This window comes from Peribacillus sp. NPDC097198 (genome assembly GCF_044762055.1).
GTDB lineage: Bacteria > Bacillota > Bacilli > Bacillales > DSM-1321 > Peribacillus.
On sequence record NZ_JBIWDO010000004.1, the window covers coordinates 107,364 to 133,429 of the forward strand.

The 26,066-nt window shown below is 41.5% G+C and carries 29 protein-coding genes; 21 read left to right on the forward strand and 8 right to left on the reverse strand.

The window, feature by feature from the left end; translation table 11 throughout:
• The first annotated feature begins 33 nt into the window (after positions 1-33).
• Positions 34-1,062, forward strand: coding sequence for an ABC transporter permease (locus ACIQXQ_RS08255; RefSeq protein ID WP_402956603.1), 1,029 nt, complete (start codon positions 34-36; stop codon positions 1,060-1,062).
• The gene (locus tag ACIQXQ_RS08260) at positions 1,037-1,831 is read left to right on the forward strand and encodes an ABC transporter ATP-binding protein (protein WP_402869338.1); all 795 of its coding nucleotides are present in this window, start codon (positions 1,037-1,039) and stop codon (positions 1,829-1,831) included. The genes ACIQXQ_RS08255 and ACIQXQ_RS08260 overlap by 26 nt, the downstream gene beginning before the upstream one ends.
• A gap of 172 nt (positions 1,832-2,003) precedes the next feature.
• On the opposite strand, the gene ACIQXQ_RS08265 is transcribed toward ACIQXQ_RS08260, so the two are convergent.
• On the reverse strand, positions 2,004-2,555 hold the full coding sequence (locus ACIQXQ_RS08265; RefSeq protein WP_402956605.1) for a MerR family transcriptional regulator: 552 nt from the start codon (positions 2,553-2,555) through the stop codon (positions 2,004-2,006).
• A 374-nt stretch (positions 2,556-2,929) separates the two neighbouring features.
• Complete coding sequence (gene proC / locus ACIQXQ_RS08270) at positions 2,930-3,775, reverse strand: pyrroline-5-carboxylate reductase (protein WP_402956608.1); 846 nt, start codon at positions 3,773-3,775, stop codon at positions 2,930-2,932.
• Between the two features lie 521 nt (positions 3,776-4,296).
• Between proC and ACIQXQ_RS08275 the strand changes: the two genes are divergently transcribed.
• From ACIQXQ_RS08275 to ACIQXQ_RS08285, 3 genes are all read left to right on the forward strand, one after another.
• On the forward strand, positions 4,297-5,292 hold the full coding sequence (locus tag ACIQXQ_RS08275) for an MBL fold metallo-hydrolase (RefSeq protein WP_402869333.1): 996 nt from the start codon (positions 4,297-4,299) through the stop codon (positions 5,290-5,292).
• Complete coding sequence (locus ACIQXQ_RS08280) at positions 5,289-6,080, forward strand: SDR family NAD(P)-dependent oxidoreductase (protein ID WP_402869331.1); 792 nt, start codon at positions 5,289-5,291, stop codon at positions 6,078-6,080. Before ACIQXQ_RS08275 ends, ACIQXQ_RS08280 begins: the two co-directional genes overlap by 4 nt.
• Positions 6,081-6,233: 153 nt before the next feature.
• A complete protein-coding gene (locus tag ACIQXQ_RS08285; protein WP_402956611.1) occupies positions 6,234-6,767 on the forward strand; it encodes a DUF3221 domain-containing protein in 534 nt (177 codons plus the stop codon).
• Positions 6,768-6,822: 55 nt separating this feature from the next.
• Here ACIQXQ_RS08285 and ACIQXQ_RS08290 read toward each other — a convergent pair whose 3' ends face one another.
• Positions 6,823-7,482: an NlpC/P60 family protein gene (locus tag ACIQXQ_RS08290; RefSeq protein WP_402956613.1), complete on the reverse strand. Its 660-nt coding sequence runs from the start codon at positions 7,480-7,482 to the stop codon at positions 6,823-6,825.
• A gap of 396 nt (positions 7,483-7,878) precedes the next feature.
• On the opposite strand from ACIQXQ_RS08290, the gene ACIQXQ_RS08295 reads away from it, so the two are divergent.
• The 3 genes from ACIQXQ_RS08295 to ACIQXQ_RS08305 all read left to right on the forward strand — a co-directional run bounded on the left by ACIQXQ_RS08295 (position 7,879) and on the right by ACIQXQ_RS08305 (position 9,922).
• Positions 7,879-9,138 carry a Y-family DNA polymerase gene (locus ACIQXQ_RS08295; RefSeq protein WP_402869326.1) on the forward strand — a complete coding sequence of 420 codons (1,260 nt, stop codon included), beginning with the start codon at positions 7,879-7,881 and terminating at the stop codon, positions 9,136-9,138.
• Positions 9,139-9,163: 25 nt separating this feature from the next.
• Positions 9,164-9,496: a YolD-like family protein gene (locus ACIQXQ_RS08300; RefSeq protein ID WP_402956615.1), complete on the forward strand. Its 333-nt coding sequence runs from the start codon at positions 9,164-9,166 to the stop codon at positions 9,494-9,496.
• Between the two features lie 102 nt (positions 9,497-9,598).
• Positions 9,599-9,922 (forward strand): iron-sulfur cluster biosynthesis family protein, encoded by a 324-nt coding sequence (locus ACIQXQ_RS08305; protein ID WP_402956617.1) that lies wholly within the window; start codon positions 9,599-9,601, stop codon positions 9,920-9,922.
• A 46-nt stretch (positions 9,923-9,968) separates the two neighbouring features.
• Here ACIQXQ_RS08305 and ACIQXQ_RS08310 read toward each other — a convergent pair whose 3' ends face one another.
• Positions 9,969-10,877 (reverse strand): alpha/beta hydrolase, encoded by a 909-nt coding sequence (locus ACIQXQ_RS08310; RefSeq protein WP_402869321.1) that lies wholly within the window; start codon positions 10,875-10,877, stop codon positions 9,969-9,971.
• Positions 10,878-11,001: 124 nt separating this feature from the next.
• Here ACIQXQ_RS08310 and ACIQXQ_RS08315 point away from each other — a divergent pair, with 124 nt between their 5' ends.
• Together ACIQXQ_RS08315 and ACIQXQ_RS08320 are read left to right on the forward strand one after the other, a co-directional pair.
• Positions 11,002-11,265: a YqkE family protein gene (locus ACIQXQ_RS08315; RefSeq protein WP_402869318.1), complete on the forward strand. Its 264-nt coding sequence runs from the start codon at positions 11,002-11,004 to the stop codon at positions 11,263-11,265.
• A gap of 251 nt (positions 11,266-11,516) precedes the next feature.
• Positions 11,517-11,954: a MarR family winged helix-turn-helix transcriptional regulator gene (locus ACIQXQ_RS08320; protein ID WP_402869313.1), complete on the forward strand. Its 438-nt coding sequence runs from the start codon at positions 11,517-11,519 to the stop codon at positions 11,952-11,954.
• A 58-nt stretch (positions 11,955-12,012) separates the two neighbouring features.
• On the opposite strand, the gene ACIQXQ_RS08325 is transcribed toward ACIQXQ_RS08320, so the two are convergent.
• From ACIQXQ_RS08325 to mciZ, 3 genes are all read right to left on the reverse strand, one after another.
• Positions 12,013-12,438 (reverse strand): Ohr family peroxiredoxin, encoded by a 426-nt coding sequence (locus ACIQXQ_RS08325; protein WP_402869311.1) that lies wholly within the window; start codon positions 12,436-12,438, stop codon positions 12,013-12,015.
• A gap of 239 nt (positions 12,439-12,677) precedes the next feature.
• The gene (locus tag ACIQXQ_RS08330) at positions 12,678-13,586 is read right to left on the reverse strand and encodes an aldo/keto reductase (protein WP_402956619.1); all 909 of its coding nucleotides are present in this window, start codon (positions 13,584-13,586) and stop codon (positions 12,678-12,680) included.
• Positions 13,587-13,643: 57 nt separating this feature from the next.
• The gene (mciZ, locus tag ACIQXQ_RS08335; RefSeq protein ID WP_402869307.1) at positions 13,644-13,802 is read right to left on the reverse strand and encodes a Z-ring formation inhibitor MciZ; all 159 of its coding nucleotides are present in this window, start codon (positions 13,800-13,802) and stop codon (positions 13,644-13,646) included.
• A gap of 75 nt (positions 13,803-13,877) precedes the next feature.
• Between mciZ and ACIQXQ_RS08340 the strand changes: the two genes are divergently transcribed.
• The 3 genes from ACIQXQ_RS08340 to ACIQXQ_RS08350 all read left to right on the forward strand — a co-directional run bounded on the left by ACIQXQ_RS08340 (position 13,878) and on the right by ACIQXQ_RS08350 (position 17,476).
• A complete protein-coding gene (locus tag ACIQXQ_RS08340) occupies positions 13,878-14,429 on the forward strand; it encodes an NUDIX hydrolase (RefSeq protein ID WP_402869305.1) in 552 nt (183 codons plus the stop codon).
• Positions 14,430-15,599 (forward strand): endonuclease Q family protein, encoded by a 1,170-nt coding sequence (locus tag ACIQXQ_RS08345; RefSeq protein WP_402956621.1) that lies wholly within the window; start codon positions 14,430-14,432, stop codon positions 15,597-15,599.
• A 356-nt stretch (positions 15,600-15,955) separates the two neighbouring features.
• Positions 15,956-17,476, forward strand: a complete 1,521-nt coding sequence (locus tag ACIQXQ_RS08350; protein WP_402956623.1) for a CoA-acylating methylmalonate-semialdehyde dehydrogenase — start codon at positions 15,956-15,958, stop codon at positions 17,474-17,476.
• A 179-nt stretch (positions 17,477-17,655) separates the two neighbouring features.
• Here the strand turns inward: ACIQXQ_RS08350 and ACIQXQ_RS08355 are convergent, their stop codons facing one another.
• A complete protein-coding gene (locus tag ACIQXQ_RS08355; protein ID WP_402956626.1) occupies positions 17,656-18,219 on the reverse strand; it encodes a GNAT family N-acetyltransferase in 564 nt (187 codons plus the stop codon).
• A 150-nt stretch (positions 18,220-18,369) separates the two neighbouring features.
• On the opposite strand from ACIQXQ_RS08355, the gene spoIIM reads away from it, so the two are divergent.
• The 8 genes from spoIIM to ACIQXQ_RS08395 all read left to right on the forward strand — a co-directional run bounded on the left by spoIIM (position 18,370) and on the right by ACIQXQ_RS08395 (position 25,960).
• Positions 18,370-19,014 carry a stage II sporulation protein M gene (gene spoIIM, locus ACIQXQ_RS08360; RefSeq protein WP_402956628.1) on the forward strand — a complete coding sequence of 215 codons (645 nt, stop codon included), beginning with the start codon at positions 18,370-18,372 and terminating at the stop codon, positions 19,012-19,014.
• 123 nt (positions 19,015-19,137) lie between these two features.
• Positions 19,138-19,596, forward strand: a complete 459-nt coding sequence (gene fur / locus ACIQXQ_RS08365) for a ferric iron uptake transcriptional regulator (protein ID WP_402869878.1) — start codon at positions 19,138-19,140, stop codon at positions 19,594-19,596.
• Between the two features lie 179 nt (positions 19,597-19,775).
• Positions 19,776-20,003, forward strand: coding sequence for a YqzK family protein (locus ACIQXQ_RS08370; protein ID WP_402869295.1), 228 nt, complete (start codon positions 19,776-19,778; stop codon positions 20,001-20,003).
• A 5-nt stretch (positions 20,004-20,008) separates the two neighbouring features.
• Entirely contained in the window at positions 20,009-20,902 is an 894-nt protein-coding gene (gene xerD, locus ACIQXQ_RS08375; RefSeq protein ID WP_402869293.1) for a site-specific tyrosine recombinase XerD, read from the forward strand.
• A 300-nt stretch (positions 20,903-21,202) separates the two neighbouring features.
• Positions 21,203-22,390: a phosphopentomutase gene (deoB, locus tag ACIQXQ_RS08380; protein ID WP_402956630.1), complete on the forward strand. Its 1,188-nt coding sequence runs from the start codon at positions 21,203-21,205 to the stop codon at positions 22,388-22,390.
• 12 nt (positions 22,391-22,402) lie between these two features.
• A complete protein-coding gene (locus ACIQXQ_RS08385; protein ID WP_402956632.1) occupies positions 22,403-23,215 on the forward strand; it encodes a purine-nucleoside phosphorylase in 813 nt (270 codons plus the stop codon).
• 66 nt (positions 23,216-23,281) lie between these two features.
• Positions 23,282-24,586, forward strand: a complete 1,305-nt coding sequence (locus ACIQXQ_RS08390) for a pyrimidine-nucleoside phosphorylase (RefSeq protein WP_402869288.1) — start codon at positions 23,282-23,284, stop codon at positions 24,584-24,586.
• Positions 24,587-24,793: 207 nt separating this feature from the next.
• The gene (locus ACIQXQ_RS08395) at positions 24,794-25,960 is read left to right on the forward strand and encodes a D-alanyl-D-alanine carboxypeptidase family protein (RefSeq protein ID WP_402956634.1); all 1,167 of its coding nucleotides are present in this window, start codon (positions 24,794-24,796) and stop codon (positions 25,958-25,960) included.
• Positions 25,961-26,066 lie beyond the last annotated feature (106 nt).

Genomic DNA, 26,066 nt, shown 5'->3' on the forward strand with positions numbered 1-26,066 from the left:
GCTTTTGCGTTATTCCAGGGAAGGAAGATAAAAATGCCAACAGCCATATTTAACTCTTTTGAATCTGGAATGATCTATGCGATCATGGCACTTGGAGTCTATTTGACATTCAGAATTCTCGATTTCCCGGACATGACGGTCGAAGGTAGCTTCGTGACAGGAGCTTCTGTCGCCGCTATTATGATCGTCAATGGTTTCTCGCCGATTATGGCCACGTTTTGCGCCATGCTTGCCGGATTTGTGGCAGGGACGATGACAGGGCTGCTGCATACAAAAGGGAAGATAAATCCGCTTCTTGCCGGTATTTTAATGATGATTGCGCTCTTTTCCATTAACTTAAGGATCATGGGGGCTTCGAACATTCCCTTGCTTTCTCAAACGACGATTATCACGAACATCTCAGAAGCATGGTCTCATACTGGTTTGGATCAAATGTTTAATGGGATTTTTTCAATCATTGGCCTTGGTGAAAGTTTGCCAAAAACATGGGGCATTCTCATTGTCATGTTTATTGTAGTAGTAATGATTCAACTGGGGATGTCCGCCTTTTTAAAAACGGATGTAGGCCTTGCGCTTCGGGCAACTGGTGACAATGAAGCGATGGTCAAGAGTTTTTCGGCTCATACAGGGAATATGAAGATATTAGGCCTTGCCATCGGGAATGCCCTAGTTGCTTTCTCTGGTGCTTTAGTTGCCCAGTACAATGGTTTTAGCGATATTGGGATGGGAATCGGGATCATCGTAATCGGTCTGGCCTCCGTCATCATCGGGGAAGCGTTATTTGGCGCAAAAACGATTGTACGCGCCACGCTAGCTGTCATTGGGGGAGCCATCATATATCGTATCGTCGTTACATTGGCGCTACGTGTAAAATTCCTTGATACGGGTGATGTGAAATTAATCACTGCGCTTATTGTAATCGGTGCCTTAGTCATCCCGCAAATTTCCGAAAAACAAAAAGAAAAAGGTCGTAAGAAAAAAAGACTCAAAGAATTGCAACTGCACCGTATCGAGCCTACAAAGGGGGAAGAGGAATTTGCTGCAGCTAAATCAGATCTATAAGGTCTTCAATGAAGGGACTCCGGATGAAAAGCTTGCCCTTGGCAATCTGGATTTACAGCTGTCAAAGGGTGAATTTGTAACGGTCATTGGCAGTAATGGTGCTGGGAAGTCCACGTTGATGAATATGATTTCCGGTAAGACCCTTCCCGATGCTGGTGATGTCATCATTGATGGCCAAAATGTATCATCGATTGAAGAACATAAGCGGGCGAAAATGATTGGGCGGGTTTTCCAGGACCCCATGCTCGGAACGGCCCCGCACATGACCATTGAAGAAAATATGGCCATCGCGTATGGCAGGACGAATCGAAGGGGTCTTGGCTTTGGGGTAACGAAAAGACGGAAAGAGCTTTTTAACGATAGCCTGAGTACACTCCATTTAGGATTGGAAAATCGGATGAATGCAAAAGTGGGGTTATTATCGGGAGGGGAGCGTCAGGCATTATCGTTATTGATGGCGACCTTCACCGATCCGAAAATCCTGCTTCTCGATGAACATACAGCTGCTCTCGATCCATCCAGGGCAGAGCTTGTTACAAGCCTGACGAAGGAAATTGTTGAAAAGAACCGGTTAACTACATTGATGGTGACTCACAATATGCAGCAGGCCATCGATCTTGGTGATTCTTTAATCATGATGGATAAAGGCCAAATCATTTTCGAGGCAAGAGGCCCGAGAAAACAGGCACTGACTGTTGATAAGCTCTTGAATGAATTCCAGCGTATCAAGGGTGAAAAAATGCTAAATGACCGTGCGGTGTTGATATAAAGTGAAAGAGACCTAGCGCTCAAGGTGAATGACCTTGGACCGAGGCCTCTTTTTTCGGCGGAATCGGAAGGGTTTACTATCGAGTGACTGAGTCTCGCCTTACGGAAGGCCAAGAGAACGGGTTGACTGCAGAGGACAGTGGACGTTCGGAGAGAATGCAAGGTCCTCCTGCTTAATCGCTATCAGCTGTGCTCCAAGGAGAATTGTCATCTTTTTTGGTTCCAAAAAAGTTTCTCATGAAGGACTTTTTCTTTGTTTTTTTAGCGGCGGCAGCTTCTTCGGTAGCGAGATAAAAATCTGCTGGTGGAATGGTGGCCGCTTCTAATGCTTCAATACGGGCTTCAAGTTTAGTGACGAGCTTATGCATGTCTTCCATTTCACTTCTATGCTGTAATAGTTGATAGGAAACAACGTCATCCGCTTTTGTTTTCAGACTTTTTTCTAGCCTGGAGACTCTTTCGTTTAGGTGATCTTGTCCTTTTTCCGACTCAATAGGTTGTTTAACAGTGGCCTTTCTGGTCTTCTTTTCTGAAATGCTCACCTTTTGTAAGACCACTCCCTCGTTCAGCTGGTCTTGGATTTTCCTCAATAAGTCAATATCTTCCTCCGAAAACTGGTAATGACCTAGCTGATTCCGTTCTACTTCCATGTTCAATTGGGTAACCCAGCGTTGAATGGTACTATGAGAAACGTTCAATAACTTGGCAACTGCACTTGTATTCATCTAGATTCCCCTCCTTTTGGTTGTAGAATTCTAGATAAAAGAAGCGATTCCTTTGCCGTTGACAAAACAAGTACTGATTCGCCAAAGATAGTGGATTTCCTACCTGTTTTTGCTGCCATGTCGATTTTATTTACCGGTACCGTCGTATTTCCAGTGGGTGTTCTTCCCGACGTAATTCAATCATTTCGGAGGGAAAAACGTATTTGCCAAGTAAGCTGGATAAGCGGGAAGGGGATTTTAGAAATATTCGATTTGAAATATGGGTTAATCTTGAAGGATGGATGACAGCTTCTCTTCATTATCTTAGTCATGGCCATTTAGACACAATAGGCTGTTAACTCCCAGTTGGGAATCAACAGCCTGTTTACTTGTTGTTATTGGGGAACTACATATTTAGCCAGCTCTTTACTGATTTGATTTCCCATCCGCTTGGATTGTTCGGTGGCTTCTTGAACACAGGAGATAAATGCTTCTTGTACATGATGGGCTTGAAGTGCTTTCAGGCCAGCTTCCGTTGTCCCTCCCGGTGAAGTGACTTCTTTTCGCAGTACCGCTGGTGTTTTTGGCGATTTCTGCAGCATCTCAGCTGCACCGGTTAAAGTCTGAAGGATTAATTGCTTTGCTGTTACGGCATCAAGGCCAATGGATTCCGCGGATCTTTCCAGAGCCTCGACCAAATAATAAATATAAGCGGGACCACTTCCGGATAAGCCCGTTACGGCATCAAGCTGTGTTTCTTCGACAATGGCAACCGAGCCCACCGTTTCGAAAAGTGTGATGGCCGTCTGCAATTGCGATTCATTTGTATGTGCATTGGCCGATAGGGCAGTGGCTGACTTTCCAACGGCTGCCGATGTATTAGGCATAGCTCTTACGATGGCGACCGGTTTGGCTGCAATCCCTTCAAGACTTGCCGTATGGACCCCTGCCACAACGGAAATGAACAGCATATCTTCCTGGATGTATTCCTTTATGGATTGCATCGTGGTTAAAATATCTTTTGGCTTTACTGCAAGTACTACTATGTTCGCATTCTCTAGTAGTTGCGGAAGAGACCGTGTTGGGGTAACCCCATATTGTTCTGTTAGATAAGTGAATCGTTCATCATTTTTCTTGTTGGTCACAAAAATGTCAGCCGGGTTTATTACTTGCTGAGTGACCAAACCGGAAATGATTGCTTCGGCCATTGATCCAGCCCCGATAAAAGCTATTTTTTTCATTTCACTCACTCCTTTAATGCATACTAGTAACGGTCAGTTTTCCCAAATAAAATAAAAAAGACCCCTCATCCAATAAAGGACGAAAGGTCTGGCTTCCGTGGTACCACCTTTGTTCAACTCCTACAAAATAAAAAGGAAGTTGCACTTGAATCCGCTAACGTGGGATGAACGTCAGTTTTACTGAAGGCTCATAAGGTAGGTTCAATAATAGAGAGGACGGTGAAGCTTTTCAGCACATTTAAGAACTTCACTCTCTTTACGCCATCCATTATTTACTTGGCCTCAATCATAGCCGTGCCGTCTTTAATTACTTGTGATTATGAAGGATGCATGAGTACTCTGTCAATAGTAATATATGCTGAGCCTTAAAATATAGTCGTTAATTATGTGAAAATAATGACAATGTTCAGGATTATATGTAAAATAGTGATTACATACACAGTTTTCTAATAAAATAAGGAAATACCAAATTTTACGGATATATAAGCTTATTTAAATATAATATTAAGGTGGAAATAGACATGGTGAATTGGAATGGGGATATCGCAAAGCTTTCTCTGCCGACGCCGTTTGCAGTGGGCGATGTAAATGTTTACATAGTTAAAGGAGATGCCTTAACTTTAATTGATACGGGGGTTAAAACCGTACAATCAAAAGAGGCACTGAATGCTGGACTTGGGGAATTAGGGCTGCAACTATCTGATATTGAACAAATAATCTTGACGCATCATCATCCAGACCATGCTGGTGCACTCGATTTCTTCGATAAGAAAGTCCCGGTGTATGGTCATAAAAACAATCAGCGGTGGCTGACTCTAAGCGATGAGTTCCTTGACACCCATAATTCTTTCTTTCTAGACTTTGCAGGGAAATTGGGCGTGGCTGAAGAATTGAAACATAGATTGACCCATGACAAAGAAGAAATCCAATTCCTTAGTAAAAGGAACATGCAAGCACATTTGGCTGAGGGTGACGAACTTCCGGGCCTTCCAGGATGGCGAGTAATCGAGACTCCTGGTCATGCGCAAAGCCATGTTTCCTTTTATCGGGAGAGTGACGGCTTAATGATTGCAGGAGACCACTTACTTGCAAGAATTTCGCCTAATCCATTAATGGAGCCACCCTTGATTGTGGGTGGCGTTCGTCAACGGCCATTGCTTCAATACAATGCCTCCCTTCAAAAACTATTAGACTTTCCGATTTCTAAGGTTTATTCAGGACATGGGGGAGAAATTGATGGAGAGAAAGTGTCCGATTTGATTCGATATAGATTTGAGCGACAGCATAATCGGGCCATGCAGGTGAAAAGCATGCTCCAAGAAAAACCTTTAACGGGATTTGAAGTGTGTCAGCGCCTCTTCCCAAAAGTTTATCGTCAGGAAGTCGACTTGACACTCTCGGAAACGGTCGGTCAGTTGGATTATCTGGAGGATTTGGGTGAAATCGAATTGGAAATGCAATCGGGTGTCATTTTATATTCAAGTGCGACGACAGTTTCTAAGGGGATAATCTATTGAGTAAATTAAGCGGGAAAGTCATTGTCATTACCGGGGCTTCGGGAGGAATTGGAAAGGAAATTGCGATTCAATCTGCCCGACTTGGGGCAAGACTCGTTCTTTTGGCAAGGAGCCTGGATAAATTGCAGACTCTGAAGGAGAGCCTGACCAGCCAATACGGGGTCGATGTTTTTGTATGGAAGTTGGATGTTTCCGATACAGAACAAGTGGAAAGGGTCTTCGTTGACATCCACGACCAGGTCGGCACCGTGGATGTGTTGGTCAATAATGCCGGGCACGGCACGTTTAAAGAAGTCCTTGATACGGATTTAGAAGAGAGTAAAGGGATGTTTGCTGTCAATGTAATCGGCTTGATGGCCTGTACGAAGTTTGTGCTTCCACATATGAAGCGCAAACAAGCGGGGCACATCATTAATATTGCGTCACAGGCAGGGAAAATTGCAACACCTAAGTCCACACTTTATTCAGCCACTAAATTCGCGGTGCTTGGTTATTCGAATGCTCTCCGGCTTGAATTGATGGAAGACAACATTCATGTGACCACCGTCAATCCTGGGCCAATCGAAACCAACTTTTTTACTATAGCGGATGAATCCGGGACATATATGAAGGGCATTAAGAAATTCATGCTTAAGCCTGAGGATGTAGCAGCCAAAATCGTTGCTGCCATGCTAACTAATAAACGGGAAGTCAATCTGCCCGCCTGGATGAATATGGTGAGTAAGTTTTATACCTTGTTTCCAAGAATCACTGAGACCGTTGGGAAAAAAGCATTTTTTAAAAAATAGATACTTCTAAATATAAGTGAAGATTACTATTTTAATAAGAAATTAAGGGAGTGTCATCTGACATTCCCTTTTTTTGAATTTATTTGGATTATCTTTCCATCTTATGTAACCATTTCATTGGTGAATTCGTCTGTTTTATAGGAGGGATTTTGTATGAAGCTCGTTATGGGAAAGTCTTTTATCTTTTTATTCCTTTTTTTCATTCTGGGAAGCTGTCAATCCTTCTCTGAAGAGCAACCCCATAAGTCCATTGGCAAGGGAGAAGAAGGATTCATTACAGATTTAGATGATAAGCGGATTCTGATAAAACGGACGTATTACAAGGTGAAAAATCATACGTATATACAAGATGAACATGGGGCAAAGCTCAGTTATTCAGACTTGGCAATCGGGATGAAAGTTAAACCATGGTACGGTGGAGAGGTCGAAGAATCATTTCCTTCGAAAGCGGATGCAGAATTGATACGGATTTTAAAGGATGAAGAGAGTCTAGAAGAGCAAAAGGCCGTAACTGCTGCACTGGAGCATGTGACTAAAGCTCCTAGTCAGCGTTTCATGGTTCTTGAAATCATTCATTTCCCTTCCGAGCATGTATACAATATTGAAATGATGAATCGCTCCAACTTGGATGCATCATTTACTGTGACCGTAGACGATTCTACTGAAGAAATCTTATATCTAAAATAATAACAGGGCAGAATCAAATAGATTCTGCCCTGCTTCGTTTTAGTCTTATGTTTTTTTATAAAGTTTTTGCACCCAGGTATTTTGGCGCCCAATAGGAGTTATTCATATCGGTGATGGTAATTCCTTTAGAAGATGAAGCATGAATGAACTGATTGTTTCCAATGTAGATTCCAGCATGGGAAACACCCGTCTTTCCAGAAGAAGTATCAAAGAATACAAGATCGCCTTTTGATGGCGATGATACTTTCAATCCGGTATTCGCGTAAAGCTGGGATGTTGTCCGTGGTAGGGTAATTCCTTGTGATTTTTGGAATACATAATAGATGAACCCCGAACAGTCAAATCCTGCTGGTGTCGTGCCAGCCCATTTGTATGGTGAGCCTGTCAATGTTTTTGCATAATTAATCATGCTTGTATTATTGACATTATAAACACCTAGCGCATTGAAGGTATTTCTTCCTGCAATCCCATCGGCAGTCAATCCTTTAGCTTTTTGAAAGTTTTTTACGGCAGTTGTTGAATAGGTTCCGTAGTAAGTAGTCGATGAACCAGTATATGTGAAATAACCTTTAGTTTTTAATAGGGTCTGTAGTTGTTTGACATCACTATGTGTCATTCCGGGTCTGAGGGTTTGATCTCCAATATTTGCAAACGCCTGAAGTGGCGTCAGCATTAATGCAGAAGCAACAGCAGCTGAGGCAATCCATTTCTTCATGTATCTCATTTCCTCTCTCTATCTCTCTATTTTTCTTTAACAATATTATCCTACAATACCATTGTGACAATCAAACCAGTTTTTGATTACATTTTCATTACAAAAAATAAGTAGTAATACTTAGTGAAAATCAGCGAAATCGTTTTTCTTAAATAGTAAAAGGGTTAAAAGACTCGGTTCCCCTTTTAGGCAAGATACCAACTAATTATATTTATAAAAACTAGTTGGATATAATGGATTACTTTTAAATTAAAGGGTATTTATGGGTATTTAAAAAGTTCCCATAAATAGGTGGAAATTTGTCATGAAACTTCCATTGAATGCGAACGTTTATTCGTTTAGAATGAGGGATATAATATAAACACGAACATATATTCTGTATAGGGTGAAGAAAAAATGGATTATAGCATGATGCCGAAACAATCAATTATGTGTATTGATATGAAAAGTTTTTATGCTAGCTGCTCAGCGGTCATGCATGGATTGGACCCGCTCGAATGTTATTTGGCAGTGGTGGGTGATAAGAATAGGGAGGGGAGCATTGTGCTTGCGGCTTCTCCAAAGCTAAAGAAGGAATTCGGTATAAAAACCGGTTCCCGGAAGTTTGAGATACCGAAAGATCGACGCATTCTAGTCGTTGAACCCAAAATGGCCACTTATTTGAGAGTTTCGACGGAGATTACGCGCTTGTTTCACCGCTATGTTCCAAAAGAAGCGATTCATGTATACAGTGTGGACGAAAGTTTTTTGAAAGTTGATGGAGCGGCTTCTTTATGGGGGGATGCCTGGAATATTGCCAGGAAAATAAAAGATGACATTGAAAGGGAATTACAGATTCCAAGTGCAATCGGGATTGGGCCGAACATGCTGATGGCGAAGCTTTCTCTTGATCTCGAGGCCAAACATACAGGAATAGCTGAGTGGACATATGAAGACGTACCAGCTAAGCTTTGGCCGATTTCTCCGCTTCGTGAAATGTGGGGGATAGGAAGGAGGGTGGAAAAGACCCTTCATGGCATGGGAATATTCACTGTCGGGCAACTTGCCAATTATGACCTTCAATTGCTTGAAGCGAAGTTCGGGATTATGGGCAATCAGCTTTATCATCATGCCTGGGGAATCGATTTGTCAGATCTCGGGGCGCCGATCATCGAGGGGCAGGTCAGCTTTGGTAAAAGTCAGATTTTACTCCGTGATTACAAGGAAGAACACGAGATCAAGCAGGTTATGGTAGAAATTTGTGAGGAAGTCGGAAGAAGGGCTCGTACCCATAGGAAGGCTGGACGGACGATCAGTCTGAGCATTGGTTATAGTAAGGATGAGTTTGGCGGTGGGTTTCATCGCTCCCGTTCGATTGAGGAACCGACAAATATCACAATGGAATTGTATAAAGTCTGTCTTGAACTTTTTCATGAAAACTATCATAAGCAAAAAACGGTTCGTAGCGTTTCGGTCACACTCTCGAATATTGTGGATGATAATGAGATGCAGCTGACTTTATTTGATGCTTCACGGTGGAAAAAGCGGGAATTGAGTTATACCGTTGACCGCATTCGACATAAATATGGTTCAAAATCACTGTTGCGCGCGGTTTCGTATACGAAAGCCGGGACGGCCGTTTATAGAAGCGGATTGCTTGGCGGGCATAAGGCTTGACAAAGTCGTCAGAGGAGGAAAAAGAATGATTCATGATCGGGGGCGTATCAAATGGACATCCATGATGCTACCGGAACATGTGAAGATGTTGCGGGATTGGGTGGCGGAGGATAGCCATGAAGCAAGACGCATTCTCGATGAACAGCAGTTTGAAGAAATGAATGCTGTGATGGGGGAAGCGATGGAAGAAGGTAGAGAGGTCATGATTGCCTATTATGACAGAACCCGATACCAGCTTTTAATCGGAAGCATTCATTATTATGATGAATGCTTGCAAAGACTTCATATTATTGACCATTTTCAGCAACCACATTATATTCAACTTTCCCATATAGCGGATGTAAGATTGATGGAATAAGAATGGTGGGATTATCCCCATGGATGCACAAGAGTGCGGGAAAAGGACAGGGGTCCTTTTATCGTTTATAATGGGGGAATGGAACGAATAGGGGGAAATGAGATGTACATTGAATGGACAGATAGAGCAGCCGAAAAACTTTCCGATAAAATACAGGGAAAAGAAGGACATTTACAGTTGAAATATGATACAGATGGCTGTGGTTGCGTAGTAAGTGGCGTGACAGCTCTTTGGCTCGTTGACGAGCTTGAGGAGGATAATCAAAAAGTGGAGACCAATGGAGTTCCCCTTTATGTCGAAAAATCTAAAATGATTTTTCTCGATGATATCATGACAATAGACTTTGTGGTCGAAGCAAACTGCTTTCAGCTAAAAAGCCCGAATCAAATCTTGAATCCAAGGATGAGTTACTTTAATAAACTCTAAAAAAAGCAAAGGGAGAATCCCGATAGTCGTGGGATTCTCCCTTTGTCTATTTCAATACAAGCTGTTCGAGAAATTGGTCGATCCGTTCCTCATATTCCTTGGGATTAGCATTATATGATTGTGCGTGAGCCCCGTTTTTTGCGAGGTAAAGTTGTTTTGGTCCTTTTTTTGCTTCATATAATTCAAGTGTCATGGAAGCGGGAATGAAAGTATCAGGTTCACTATGAATGAACAGCACTGGTTTTTCGATATTACTAATGAAATCTATCGGTGATACTTCGTTCGTCCAATATCCATCACGAAGTTTGATGAACATGCGCCCAAGTGGAAAGATGCTCCAGGTTGGAAAAGGGATTTCCATACCGATTTGATGTTGAATTTGCTTTTCAAAATTGGAAAATGGACAATCGGCAATATAAAAATCTGCTCCATCTTCAAGCATGCCCGCATATAGAAGAAGGGTCACAGCCCCCATGGATTCACCATGAATGCCGAAGAAAAGATCTGAACCTTTACGTCTTTTTAACTCGTCAATCACGGCTTTCAAGTCGAATTTTTCATAATGTCCATAGCTGCTTGTTTTCCCACCGGAGTCTCCATGACGACGGTGATCATAGATGACCGCATTGAATCCACGCTTAAGGAAAATGTTCATGTACTTGATCGAGTTCGTTTTATTTTCTGTCACGCCGTGAGCAATAATGATCCACTTATTCGTAGGATGAGGTTCAATAAACATGCATTTCAAGGAATACCCAGATGGAGAAGGTACCCAGATTTCGCTTTTAGGCAGGGTATCAAAATCCTCTTGAATGAACCGTTTAGCCAAGACTTCACGATCTTTGATGGAATTATCTTCCTTCTTCTTCATGTACATGAGCCGATTAGAAAAATAAATACCGATGCCGACCATATACGTCAAGATGCCGGCAATTGCGAGACCCCATTTTTTCATGGTGAACCTCCTTGTTTTTAGTTTATTTTACCATGTTGAAAAATAAGAAAATACTGTTAAGAAATCGTCACGGGTAAAACCGGAGTCATGGTATAATAATGTATAATGTCAGGGGGTTTTAAGGATGAAAAAGAAACAGCCGCGCAATCAAAATCAAAGTAAAAAGCAAGAAAAAGAAGCATCGTCATCATTGAAACTTGGTGATATGCTCAATCAAGATATCATGTCGCAGCTTCGCCAAAAACAAAAAGAATTAAACGATGCGGAACAAGAGAAGAGAGCAGCAGAAGAAGAAAAGAAACGTCAAGAAAGAAAACAGCGTGAGAAAAATAAATCATTCGAAGAGCTGTTGGGTGAAAGTGATCTTAACTGGAAAAACTATAAATGATTTTAATGAAATCGGGATGTTTATTATGACCCGACCAAAAAAACTATAAATGGAAAGCATCTTCGTTGGTACCCATGTACTTATAACGGGGATGTTTTTGTATGAAGAAAATGACATGGAACAAATTAAATTCCTTCGTAATTCTGTTTGGATGGCCGAATCGCTTTATTTTATAAAGCATAACGATTATATTAAAAGTAAGTTTGATAGGTACCCGCTTATCGAATGGACTACTATTAGTTGGTGATGAAATGGAAAAAAGAATAGAATCTGTACTGGAAAATCAACTATGCTTCCTTCTATATGCAAATTCAAGGGAAATGACCAAGAAGTATAAACCACTACTTACCAAACTTAACGTAACGTATCCTCAATATCTCGTTCTGCTTTTACTATGGGAGCAAGACACGCTTACAGTGAAGAAATTAGGGGAGTTACTTGCACTTGATTCAGGAACGCTCACTCCCATGTTGAAACGGATGGAGCAGAATGGGCTCATTGTTCGTGAACGGTCCACTAAAGATGAAAGGTCTGTCATGATTCAGCTGACTCGAAAGGGACTTGATTTAAGGGAAGAAGCCTGTTTCATTCCTGAACGCATTTCGGATATGTCCGGTGAAGATAAGCAAGTGGTTGAGGATTTGAAAGCGTCGCTGCTTCAACTATTAAAAACCTTGCAAGCACTTTGAAGGAATAGAAAAACGCCTGGGTTCACTTCAAACCCAAGCGTTTTTTTGTGAAATTGCTTTATTCTACTTCAATTTCAATGGCAACATCCACATTGCCGTTGATTGCTTTTGAATAAGGGCACATTTGGTGAGCTTTATGAACGAAAGTTTCAAATGAATTTTTATCGATTCCTGATCCCTTTACGACTAATGTTACAGCCAAGCTGTATTGATGCATATCACCCATCAATAAACTGACATTGGCTGTGACGTTTGAAGTAAATGTAGCACCTTCAATCTTTCCAACCGATTGTAAAGCACTATCAAAACAAGCCGCATATCCTGCTGCAAAAAGCTGTTCAGGATTAGAAGCTTCAGGCATCTGTTTAGCCCTTGGCGTTCCGGGCATTGCAATATCAACCGTAAAGTTTCCATCAGCTGAAATGGCCGTTCCTTCTCTTCCTCCATCAACCGTTACAGACGTCGTAAATAGTGTTTTTGTCATTGTTTATCTCCCCAATCTTTTCATTTAGATTGTGCACAATTGAATTGTATAATATCAATTAAGAAATAGCAACAGAAAAGATCTTAGAAAGAACTCACCCTACACTTTTGCAGCTGAGTTATTTAAAAGTGTAGGGTATGACTCCCGGAATAAAAAAAAGCTATCCAACCGTAGGTGTACGGAAAGGATAGCTTTGCAGAGAAATGATTGCTAGTCTTTAAAGGGTGTTCAGGTTAGATTTATTCCCGGTGGTTTGCATATTTGCTTGCTTTGGTGAGTTGCTTCAACAGATCAAGTTCATCTTTTGAAAGAGAAGGGCTGTTGGCAGCCTGACAGTTTTCGCGAAGCTGTTGCACCGTGCTCGCCCCGGCTACGGCAGATGCAACGCATTGGTTCGATAATACATATTGCAGAGCCACAGCATTCAGCTTCTTGCCGGAAATCTTCTCTTTTAATTGTGGAAGTAAGTCCTTGAGTGCTTGATAGCTATAATCGAGGTAGCCGTCCTCACTAGCCTTGTTAAGCATTTTTTCACTTAGCAGCCCTTTGGCGAGAGGCCCCCGAGCAATGATGCTGACCTGCTTATTTTCCAAAAGTGGCATCCACTCTTCCGGACGGCGGTCCAGAAGGCTGTACTGCATCATCACGGAATCAATATCTGAATTCTCGACAAATGCCTTTATTACATTGGGCCGAATCGATGATATTCCATAGTACCGAATCAAACCTTCTTTTTTTAAGTCCTCAAAGGCTTCAATCGTTTCCTCCAAATTATCTTCAATCGTACCGCCATGCAGCTGATAGAGGTCAATATAGTCGGTGCCTAGTCTCTTTAGACTATCTTTTACGGCCGTCTTGATATAGTCACCAGATGGATCCCAGCTCCAGCCTTCTTTATTTTCCGTCCAGCGGTTTCCGACTTTCGTTGCTATGTACACTTGATCGCGAACTGGCTTTAGGCTTTCTCCCACAATTTCCTCGTTCACTCCAAAATCATATAAGTCAGCGGTGTCGAAGTAATTGATGCCTTCATGTAAAGCAGCCTTCACAATTTCGGCTGCCTTTTTTTGATCGGTTCCCAAAGACATGCATCCAAGTCCAATTTCGGATACAAGCAAATCCGAATTTCCTAATCTGCGTTTTTTCATGTTATCCTCTCCTTTATATCTTCATTGTAAAGGAGGAATCATTTTCACTCAAAGATTTCACTTGATCCTTTTTAAGGGGTGAGGTTCTTGTCGATGGATATCTGCAATCCAGTCATTGACATAAACATAGTCACTTTGTAGACTTTTGAGTTTTTGAACAATCTCCCAACTCTTTCCGGAGAAAACAATGCCATTTTCGAACACATGAATTTTCATCAAATCGCCCTCCATCCCTAGTATGGTAAAATGTATGAAGAATCATGCTGTAATTAGAACAGAGGAGTGGACAAGTTGAAAAAATTCGAAGAGAAAACATTATCAAGCAAAAAGATATTCACGGGTAAAGTAATCAATTTACAAGTGGATGATGTCGAGCTTCCTGATGGGAAAACGAGTAAACGAGAAATCATCAAGCATCCCGGGGCAGTCGCAATCATCGCTCTTACAGCTGAAGATAAGATCATCATGGTCGAACAGTACCGTAAAGCGTTGGAGAGAAGCCTGGTTGAAATTCCAGCAGGTAAGCTTGAAAAAGGGGAGGAACCCGTTCGGTCGGCAGAACGTGAACTTGAGGAAGAGACGGGCTATGAATGTGAAAGAATGGAGCATATCATCTCTTTTTATACGTCTCCAGGCTTTGCGGATGAGCTAGTCCATCTCTATTTGGCCCACAATTTGAAAAAGAAAAAAGATGCGGCACCATTGGATGAAGATGAGTTTGTCGAGGTGATCGAGCTGACATTGAAGGAAGCTCAAAACTATCTGGATGAAGGGAAGATCCAAGATGCCAAAACGGCCTACGCCGTACAATATTTGCAGTTGAAAAAGGCGTTGAATGAATAAATGAAAGAATACTATGCTGATTTCCATATTCATATCGGCAGGACGAGAAGTGGGAAGGCGGTTAAGATCACCGGAGCTAAAACGTTGACCTTCAGCAACATAATCGAAGTGGCAAGCGAACGAAAAGGACTCGATATGATAGGGGTTATAGACTGCCATTCTCCTGAGGTTATTGAAGAGATAGAAGCTGGAATTCACAATGGGGAAATTACGGAAATGGAGGGTGGCGGACTTCATTATCGGAACCTCACCATCATCCCAGGGTCGGAAATTGAAATATATGACCACAATTGCCATGGACCGATTCATGTTCTTGCCTATTTTCCAAATATGGAAGTGCTGAAGAGGTTTTCATCATGGATGAGTAATTATGTGAAAAATATTACGTTGAGTTCCCAGAGGATTTATTGTGACGGGCGAAAGTTGCAAGAAATCGTCAAATCCCTTGGAGGGCTGTTCATCCCTGCGCATGTTTTCACCCCCTTTAAAAGCTTGTACGGTAAAGGCGTAAAGGAAAGCCTGGCGGAAGTGTTCGATCCGAAGCTCATTGATGCCATCGAACTTGGTTTAAGCTCGGATACCTATTTGGTGGAGGACATAAAAGAATTGAAATCGTATACCTTCCTGACGAATTCCGATGCCCACTCCCTTGGAAAGATAGCCCGTGAATATCAAATGCTATTACTTCAAGAACCGAGTTTTACAGAGTTGGAAAAAGCGCTTAAGGAAGAAGAAGGTCGTAAAGTGACAGCCAATTATGGATTGAATCCCTTATTGGGTAAATATTATCAAACCGTTTGCGGAAGTTGCCTTCATAAAATGGCCATAAATGCTGAGGCATGCAGTGAATGCGGAGGCAAGAAGATCATTAAGGGAGTTTCCACACGTATTGCCGAATTATCCGTTTCTGGAAAAGGGGAGGAAAAGAGGTCCCGTCCGCAGTATATTCATCAGGTTCCGCTTGATTTCATTCCGGGCCTTGGCCCGAAGTCCATGGACAGACTATTGGGGGCCTTCGGAACAGAGATGAATATCCTTCATGAGGTGACTCTCGAACAGCTTTCAGAGGTCGTTCCATTGAAATTAGCCCACTTTATAGATTCCGCAAGAAAAGGGATATTGGGTTTTGATGCAGGAGGAGGCGGCAAATATGGGAAAGTTAAGATGTGATAACACAGGCTTTCCCGATATAAACTTTTCAAAAGGCATTTCTAGATGGAAGTGCCTTTTGTGCTTGTTATAGATATCACTTCGTAGCAATTAGTCTTTTTGTGAAATAGAAAAGGGATTCATTTAACACTTTGTATAATGACTAAAAAGCCAGGAAGTTACACAATAGGAATAGGAAATAAATCATAATAAGGAAGTGACACGAATATAGGCGCAATATGCTGGCGTAAACTCGCGACTGAAATTCCGAGTTTAATTATCTGAGTATTTTGTGAGTTTGTGGGTGACGGATTACATAAAGGAAATGCTTCACCCCTACTATATAGTAAAATCTCGAACAATTAGGAGGAGTTATAATGACTGAAACAATAAAAGTAAAAGAATTATCTCATTTTATAGGCGGTCAAATGGTTGCAGGGCAAAACGGGAGATTTTCGGATGTATTCAATCCTTCAAGTGGAGAAGTCATTGCGAAAGTACCGTTAGCTTCGATTGAAGAAGTAAAGGGAGCCATTGATAAAGCCAAAGCTGCATTTCCCGCTTGGCGTGACATGTCCGTAGCAAGGCGTGCGGATATAGTGATCAAGTTTCGTAACTTGCTTACGGAACATACAGATGCCCTAATTGATCTGATTTGTACAGAAAGCGGTAAAACGGCAGAAGATGCAAAGGGCGAGATTACCCGTGGAATAGAATCTGTGGACCTTGCCATTGGAGCGCCCCATTTAGTGAAAGGGGAATATTCCGTCAACGTCGGTGGACAGATCAATGTCTATTCGGCGAAGTACCCACTTGGCGTCGTAGCAGCCATTTCTCCATTCAACTTCCCGATCATGGTGCCACTGGCCCAGACGAGCATGGCAATTGCTGTAGGCAATGCAGTCATTCTGAAAGCTTCGGAGCGAGTTCCAATGACAGCTTTATTCGTGAGTGAATTATGGAAGAAAGCAGGATTGCCGGACGGTATTTGGACCGTTATCAATGGTGATAAGGACGCTGTCAATGAATTATTGAGAAATCCAGAAGTGGAGGCAATCTCCTTCGTGGGCTCTACGCCGGTGGCTCAATATATTTATGAGACGGGAGCGAAACATGGTAAGCGTGTGACGGCTCTTGGTGGCGGGAAGAACAATATGGTTGTCATGCCTGATGCGGATTTAGAACAAGTGGCAAACTCTTTTATTGGAGCTGCATATGGAGCTGCATCCCAGCGTTGCATGGCCATTTCAACGCTCATGCCTGTTGGAGAAGAAACAGGGGATCGTTTAATAAAGATTTTAAAAGAAAAAATCGGCGCATTGAAAGTGGGCTCTTACACAGACCGGGAAGTTGACTTCGGACCTGTTATATCCCAACAATCAAAAGAGTCGGTAATTGCGGCGATTGACAAGAGCATTGAAGAAGGTGCAACGGTAGTGTGTGATGGACGGGAATTAGACATCGTGAAAGAATCCAGAGGTTTCTTTGTCGGCCCGACATTAATTGACCATGTAAAGCCAGGAATGGATATATATGAACAGGAAGTGTTCGGACCCGCCCGTAATGTTGTTCGGGTCGCTTCACTAGAAGAAGCGATTAAGCTGATCAACGAACATGAGTTAGGGAATGGTGTCACCATTTTCACCAATGATGGAGCGGCAGCTCGGAAATTCACAACGGAAATTGACGTTGGGATGGTAGGAGTTAATGTCCCGATTCCAATCCCTGTCGGCTACCATAATTTTGCTGGATTTAAAGGGTCTAGATTCGGTGAAGGTCATATGTTCGGACCAGATCAAGCCCGTTTCTTTACAAAAACAAAAACTGTCTCAGAACGATGGTTGACATCGTCCGCCAATACGGGGTCGACATTTGCCTTTCCAAGCAATAATGATTGAAGATTGAAATACAAAGAATCCCTGAAACTATTTTAGGGATTCTTTAAATCCTTTTAATAAAGCTTCATAGAAAGAGAGTTAATTGGAACGTAAAGTATGGAAAGCGAAAGAGGAGTTTTGCTTTTTAAAGCTAATGGAGAGAGTCCTGACAGGGAAAACTGATGCTGCCAGGGCTCTTTTTAGTTTATTATTTTTGCATAAATGCAAGTGTCTCGTAATGTCTTGCCGTCGGCGCTTAAAGCATCATTATGTAAAATCCCTTCCAGGGTAAATCCAAGCTTTTCAGGAATCCGTTTGCTGGTAAGATTATTGGGATCACAACGGATTTCAATTCTCTTGGCCCCATAATGATTAAAGGCGAATCTTGTTAACCTTTCTACCACTTCAGTTATATATCCTTTGTTCCTGTATTCCGTATCGATCCAATAACCGATTTCAAACTTGGGGATGTCCCAGTTAATTCGATGGAGGCCAGTGGAGCCTATGAATTGACCGTCTTCTTTCCTATAAATATGGAGTCTAATATCTTCTTTTAAGATAAAATCAGCATATGCTTTCAGGACATTCTTTTCTGAAGCTTCTATTGATGGTTCTTGCTGGGCAAATGGAAGCCATCTCTTCAACTCGTTTCGTGAACGGACTATGGCTTCATAAACGTCAAGTCCATCTCCCGGTAGGCAAGGTCTTAAATATAAGCGAGAAGTTTCAATTTTTTCTGGAAAATCCATTAGTATAGCTTTCATAGTACCCCTCCAAACAACTTTATGGAAAATTATAACACGTCTTTTGTGAAAAATGTTCTACGACTCTGTAAATTACGCTTGAATCCTTGTCATAAATAAAACAGAAAAAACATAGATTCTAGTAAGTGGAGTTGGGAGGATAGATAAAAGATGAAAAATAGATCTGCCATACAAAATGCTGTAAGGAAACATGTTAACGAACATTCCTCATTATACGTTTTTATCACTGTACTCTTTTTAATGGGTGTCATTTTTGGTGCTGTTCTCGTAAACAGTTTGAGCTTTACTCAAAAGGAAGATTTGTTCTACTATTTATCACAATTCTTCGGACAAGTTTCCAAAGGGGAATTTGCTTCTTCACACGATATGTTCAGTCAAAGTCTTATGCATAACCTTAAATATATTGGGGTCATCTGGATTCTTGGGGTTTCGGTTATCGGTTTGCCAGTGATATTAGTACTGTTATTTGTAAAAGGTATGGTTGTGGGATTTACGGTCGGATTTTTAGTCAATCAAATGGGGTGGAGTGGATTCCTATTATCATTTGTGGCAATCCTACCGCAAAATATATTCATTGTCCCGATCTTTATCGTGATCACGGTTCTGGCCGTATCGCTATCCATGAAGATGATCAGCCGCATTTTTCTTAAACAGGTTCGGGAGCCTTTAAAGCCGATTATTTCCCGCTATGTTTTTTCCTTGATCTTGTCTGGGGTATTTTTAATTGCAGCAGCTGCATTTGAAGCATATTTATCCCCTTCCTTAATGAAAAATGTCGTAAGCTTCTTGGGGTAATGAAGGATAGCTACGCATTCATCATGATTTTTTTGCTATTAATAAGGAAATCTATTTTGACAGTTTTCCCTCATTTGATATAATGTATAAGATAGCGGCGCGGGAGGGAATATTGGTATGGAAATAGAAAATAGAATTGATAGAATAAAAAAGCAGTTGCACTCGTCCAGCTACAAATTAACGCCTCAGCGAGAAGCGACCGTCCGCGTTTTACTTGAGCACGAAGAGGATCATTTAAGCGCAGAAGACGTTTACCTCCTTGTCAAAGAAAAGTCGCCGGAAATTGGATTAGCAACGGTATACCGTACGCTAGAGTTGCTGACTGAATTGAAAATAGTAGATAAAATTAACTTTGGAGACGGAGTTTCCCGTTATGATTTAAGACAAGAAGGCGCAGCGCATTTCCATCATCATCTGGTTTGTGTGGAATGTGGAGCGGTAGATGAGATCCAACAAGACTTACTTGAAGACGTGGAAGCCATTGTCGAGCGTGACTGGAACTTCAAGATAAAAGACCATAGATTAACCTTTCATGGCATTTGTCATCGATGTCATGACAAAGTCGAAGATAAAGATGAATAAAGTCGGACCTTCTCCCCTACCTGGAGAAGGTTTTCTGGTTTTAAAAGAAAATAGTTTGCCTGTTTAACCTGGGTTAGAAATAGATAGAACTTTTTTTCCTCTTCTTTACCGAAAGATGTATAAAACTTGTCCCGATGGGCATAGATTGATACAAAGTGCTCGGATAGGGAGGGGAAAGCATGAAAACGTCATTGAAGCTAGTTTTACATACAGCTAAAGTGATGATACTCTTCGTTAGCTTCACTGTTCTTTTTTACATAGGAATGGTATGGTTAAATCAGGAATATCATAGTTATCATCGGTACGATGAACCAAAAGGCACAGCTGTCAAAGTATCAAAAGCTGTTGATACAGGTGATGATGCATGGTTTGAACGCTTAATGTTGTTTTATTTAAACGGGGAGTAATGAATATGGAGAATCAAATTAAGGATTTCATTCATTTTTTGACCATTGAAAAGGGTCTTGCCAAAAACACACTCGTCTCGTATGAACGTGACTTGAAATCATATTGGGCCTATTTAATGAATGTAGAAATGATTACCGATTGGAATGACTCACGTCGGGCAAACATCTTACACTTTCTTGCTCATTTGAAAGACCAAGGGAAATCGTCGAAAACCATTGCCCGCCATATTGCTTCAATCCGATCCTTCCATCAATTTCTCCTTCGTGAAAAGGTGACTGACCAGGATCCAGCTCTACATATAGAAACACCCAAACCTGAAAGAAGCCTTCCAAAGGTGTTAAGCATGGAAGAGGTGGAAGCCTTATTGGAAGCCCCAAAGGTAATGAACGAATATGGATTACGTGACAAAGCGATGCTTGAACTGATGTATGCGACAGGAATGCGTGTCAGTGAATTGATCTCAATGGATGTGAGCGATGTACATGCGACGATGGGTTTTGTCCGTTGTATCGGAAAAGGGGATAAAGAAAGAATCATCCCTATCGGACAAACAGCACTGGGGGCCATCGGGAATTACTTAGATAGTGCCCGTGGTAAATTTGCCAGTCCAAAGCATCGGACGGATTCACTTTTTTTGAATCACCATGGAAACAGGTTGACGAGACAGGGATTTTGGAAGATCTTGAAAAAACTCGTGAAAGAGGCGAGAATCGAGAAGGAAATTACACCGCATACACTAAGGCATTCTTTTGCCACCCATCTTTTGATGAATGGAGCAGATTTACGGGCCGTTCAGGAGATGTTGGGGCATGCGGATATTTCGACGACTCAAATCTACACACATATTACGAATGTTCGGATAAAAGATGTATATTCTAAATTTCATCCAAGAGCTTAGGAAATTAGTAGATTGAAAGTGTAGGAGGAAAGGCCTCCTGCACAAGTAATGGTGAAACAGCCATCAGGAATAGGTGGCCCAATTTATTGGACCATGATAAGCTGGAACTATAAAAATCTTTTTTGAAATTATGAGTCTGTTTTCCTATATAAAGATTAAGGTACATAACAATTGTCTAAAACGATTGGTATCGTTTACAATAAAGAGGTCAGACTTCTGACGTTTCGGTTATTGTAGGTTAAATGGACAATATACGGGGAATATAAAAGGGTATAATACTATTTACTGGAGGGAATTAGCATGGAAAAAAATTCAGCATTTAAACGCATTTTTGTAGTTGTAATGGACTCAGTTGGGATTGGCGAAGCACCGGATGCAGATTTATTCGGTGATAAAGGAGCCGATACACTTGGCCATATAGCTGAGAGAATGAATGGATTGAACATGCCGACTCTTTCTAAAATGGGTTTAGGCAACATCCGGGATATTAAAGGTATCGCAAAAACAGAGCAACCGATTGCTTACTATACAAAAATGAAAGAAGCGTCAACAGGAAAAGATACGATGACCGGCCATTGGGAAATAATGGGTCTTAATATCACTACACCATTTCAAGTATTTCCGAACGGTTTCCCTGAGTTATTAATCAATGAACTTCAAGCGAAGACGGGACGTTCAATCATAGGGAATATACCTGCAAGCGGAACGGAAATCATTGAAAGACTTGGCGAAGATCACATGAAAACGGGAGCTTTAATTGTGTATACATCCGCTGATTCTGTTTTACAGATTGCCGCTCATGAGGACGTAGTCCCATTAGACGAGTTATATAAAATTTGTGAAATTGCACGAGAGTTGACGATGGCTGATGAATATAAGGTTGGACGCGTTATTGCAAGACCTTTCATTGGAGAGCCAGGAAGTTTCAAAAGAACACCTAACCGTCATGATTATGCATTGAAGCCATTTAACAGAACGGTAATGGATGAAATGAAAGATGCTGGGTTGGATGTTTTGGCAATTGGAAAAATCTCGGATATCTTTGATGGTGAAGGAGTCACCGAATCATTACGTACAGTCTCCAATATGGACGGAATGGATAAATTAATCCAAACCATCGATCAAGACTTTAAGGGATTAAGCTTCTTGAATCTAGTGGACTTTGATGCCTTATATGGTCACCGTCGTGATCCGGAAGGCTACGGAAAGGCTTTGGAAGAGTTCGATGCTAGAATGCCTGAAGTGATAGAGAAGCTGACAGAAGATGACTTGTTGATCATCACGGCCGACCACGGGAATGATCCGATTCATGAAGGTACAGACCACACTCGTGAGTATGTTCCATTATTAGTTTACTCAAAACGTTTCACAAAAGGCACGGAGTTACCAGTAAGAGATACTTTTGCTGATATTGGTGCAACAGTTGCCGCTAACTTTGATATAAAGATGCCTACATATGGGAAAAATATTTTAGGCGACGTGAAATAAGGGAGGGTAAATATGTTTAATAGCATTGAAACAGCTGCTGAATTTATAAAGAACAAAGTGGATGGGACTCCAGATATAGGCTTGATTCTTGGATCTGGTCTTGGGGTATTGGCAGATGAAATTGAAAACCCGATAATTATCCCTTATCATGAAATCCCGGAATTTCCCGTCTCGACTGTAGAAGGACATGCAGGTCAGCTTGTCATCGGAAACCTGAGTGGCAAACAGGTTGTAGCCATGCAAGGTCGTTTCCATTTTTATGAAGGATACTCAATGGAGAAAGTCACTTTCCCGGTACGTGTGATGAAACTGCTTGGTGTTGAAACATTAATCGTAACCAATGCTGCTGGAAGTGTGAATGAAAGCTATGCACCGGGAGATCTGATGATCATTACGGACCATATCAATTTAATGGGAACTAACCCATTGATTGGTGCGAATGAAGACCGCTTTGGTCCTCGTTTCCCTGATATGTCAGAAGCTTATAATAAAGAATTGCGGGCAAAAGCTAAGACGATCGCTTCTACGCTGGGCTTGGATGTAAAGGAAGGCGTCTATATTGGGAATTCTGGGCCGACCTATGAAACTCCGGCAGAAGTAAGGATGGCAAGAGTTCTTGGTGGGGATGCAGTGGGCATGTCCACTGTTCCGGAAGTTATCGTTGCTAGACATTGTGGGATGAAAGTACTGGGGATATCTTGCCTTACAAACATGGCTTCTGGTATTTTGGACCAGCCCCTGTCACACGTGGAAGTTATTGAAACGACAGAAAAAGTAAAAAGCAGTTTTCTGGAGTTTGTTAAGTCGATTGTTAAAGATTTATAAATCGGATTTAAAATAATACAAGCACAGTCGAAACTAAGGCTGTCTTTAAAGAATGGGGAATGACTTATGAGAATGGTTGACTTAATCGCAAAAAAACGTGATGGAAAGACACTTTCCACTGAAGAGATTCAGTTTATTGTGGAAGGCTTTACAAATGGAACGATTCCTGATTATCAAATGAGCGCATGGGCAATGGCAATCTATTTTCAAGAGCTGAACGAGCAGGAGCGTGCTGATTTAACGATGGCCATGGTAGAATCCGGTGATCAAATAGATTTATCGATGATAGAGGGAATTAAGGTCGATAAGCACTCTACAGGTGGCGTTGGTGATACGACCACACTTGTTCTTGGACCATTAGTGGCAGCTGTAGGCGTTCCAGTGGCAAAAATGTCAGGGCGCGGCCTTGGCCATACAGGTGGAACCATCGATAAATTGGAATCCGTTAAAGGGTTTCATGTGGAAATTGAAAATGATGAGTTCATTGAACTTGTCAATAAAAACAAGATAGCCGTTATTGGTCAAAGTGGTAATTTAACTCCTGCAGATAAAAAGCTTTATGCATTACGTGATGTAACGGCTACCGTCAATAGCATCGGGTTGATTGCTGGTTCCATCATGAGTAAGAAAATAGCTGCTGGTGCAGATGCGATTGTTCTTGATGTGAAAACGGGTGCAGGTGCATTCATGAAGACACTTGAAGATTCCGAGAAACTGGCACATGCAATGGTGAGCATAGGAAATAATGTCGGCCGTAATACGATGGCAGTCATTTCAGACATGAGCCAGCCTCTTGGTTACGCAATCGGGAACGCTCTTGAAGTTAAAGAAGCGATTGATACGCTTAAAGGTGAAGGTCCGGAAGATTTAACGGAACTATCTTTAACGTTAGGAAGTCATATGGTGTACCTTGCTAAAAAAGCGGGCTCCCTTGAAGAAGCCAGAACCCTGCTTGAAAATGCAATCAAGGATGGTTCAGCGCTTCGTTCATTCAAAATCTTCTTGGAGGCACAGGGAGGAGACGGCTCAGTTGTAGAACAGCCAGAAAAACTTCCACAGGCTGCATACACTTTTGAGCTTGAAGCTAAAGAAGACGGATATGTATCGGAAATCGTTGCTGATGAAATCGGTACGGCTGCCATGTTATTAGGTGCTGGACGTGCTACTAAAGAATCGGAAATTGATTTGGCTGTAGGTCTTATGCTTCGTAAGAAAATCGGTGAAACCGTGGCTAAAGGTGAATCACTTGTAACCATATACAGTAACTTTGAAGATGTTTCAAAAGTAAAAGAGAAATTATACGAAAACATTACAATTTCCAAGGAAAAAGTTGAAAAACCAACGTTGATCTATAAAGAAATCATGGAATAATGATTCGCCAAGCAGGTCACTCTTTTTAAAAGAGTGACCTTTTTTTACGTTCAGCATAATTTTATTCAGGCAACAAGGTCCTCTGTTTTTGTATATTCCTCATTAAAACTGTCCTCTCCCTTTTTAAATAATAATTCCACCAACTTATTTGTATAAAAATGGCTTATATGGAAAAAATGGAATATATAAAGATTGGAGGCTATGGAGATGAAGCGGATTCTTTCTCTATTTTTAATCGTGTTACTAGCAACTGGCTTTAGCATCCCGCATACTCAAGCATCAGAAAAAAAAGGTGTCAACTTAGCGGAAAATGCAAAATCAGCTATTTTAATTGAACGGGATACAGGTACAGTTTTGTATGATAAAAATGCAGATGAACGTCTTTCGCCTGCTAGTATGACGAAGATCATGACGATGCTCTTAATCATGGAAGCCATCGATAAAGGTGAACTCAACATGAAGGATAAAATCAGGACGAGTGAGTACGCTGCATCGATGGGAGGTTCTCAAATCTTTCTTGAATTAGGAGAAGAAATGACTACCGAACAAATGCTTAAAGGGATCTCGATCGGTTCTGCAAATGATGCATCGGTCGCTATGGCAGAGCATCTTGCTGGATCCGAAGAAGAATTCGTCAAACGGATGAATAAGAAAGCAAAAGACCTGGGATTAAAGAACACGAAATTTCAAAATGCAACAGGCTTACCAGTTAAGGACCATTACAGCTCGGCACATGATATGTCCATCATGGCAAAGGAATTGTTGAAATACGACATGATTACAAGATTCACGGGTACATACGAGGACTACCTCCGTGAAAATACAGATAAAAAATTCTGGCTTGTGAACACGAATCGACTAGTGAAATTTTACCCGGGAGTCGATGGATTAAAAACAGGGTTTACGAATGAAGCCAAGTATTGTCTGACAGCTACGGCGAAAAAAGGGAATATGCGTGTTATTGCTGTGGTGTTCGGTGCGGCTTCTCCGAAGGAAAGAAATGCCCAGGTAACGAAAATGCTTGATTATGCCTTTTCACAATTTATTACCTATCCGATTTACAAACGAGGAGAGGTCTTGGGCGAATCGAAAGTAAGCAAGGGCAGCAAAAAGATGGCAGTAGGGGTAACAAGTGAACCAATATCTGTTTTGACGGCCAAGAGCGGTGCGGCAAAAGACTTTACGAAAAAGGTTATTCTCGATAAAAACCTAAAGGCTCCCATTCAAAAAGGAGATCAAATAGGAACGCTCCAATTGATTAAAGACGGAAAAGTATATGTCGAATCACCGATTGTTTCAAAGGAAACTGTTGAAAAAGCCAGTTGGTGGCAACTGTATAAACGGGCATTCGGCATGTTTACACAAACGAAATGATTAACTTGTCGGAAAGGCGTGTAAATATACTAGTTTAGGCGAATGGCCACTAGTTTTGCCAGGAAGAAGGAATCTGAAGATTAAACAGAGAATTTGACTCATTATA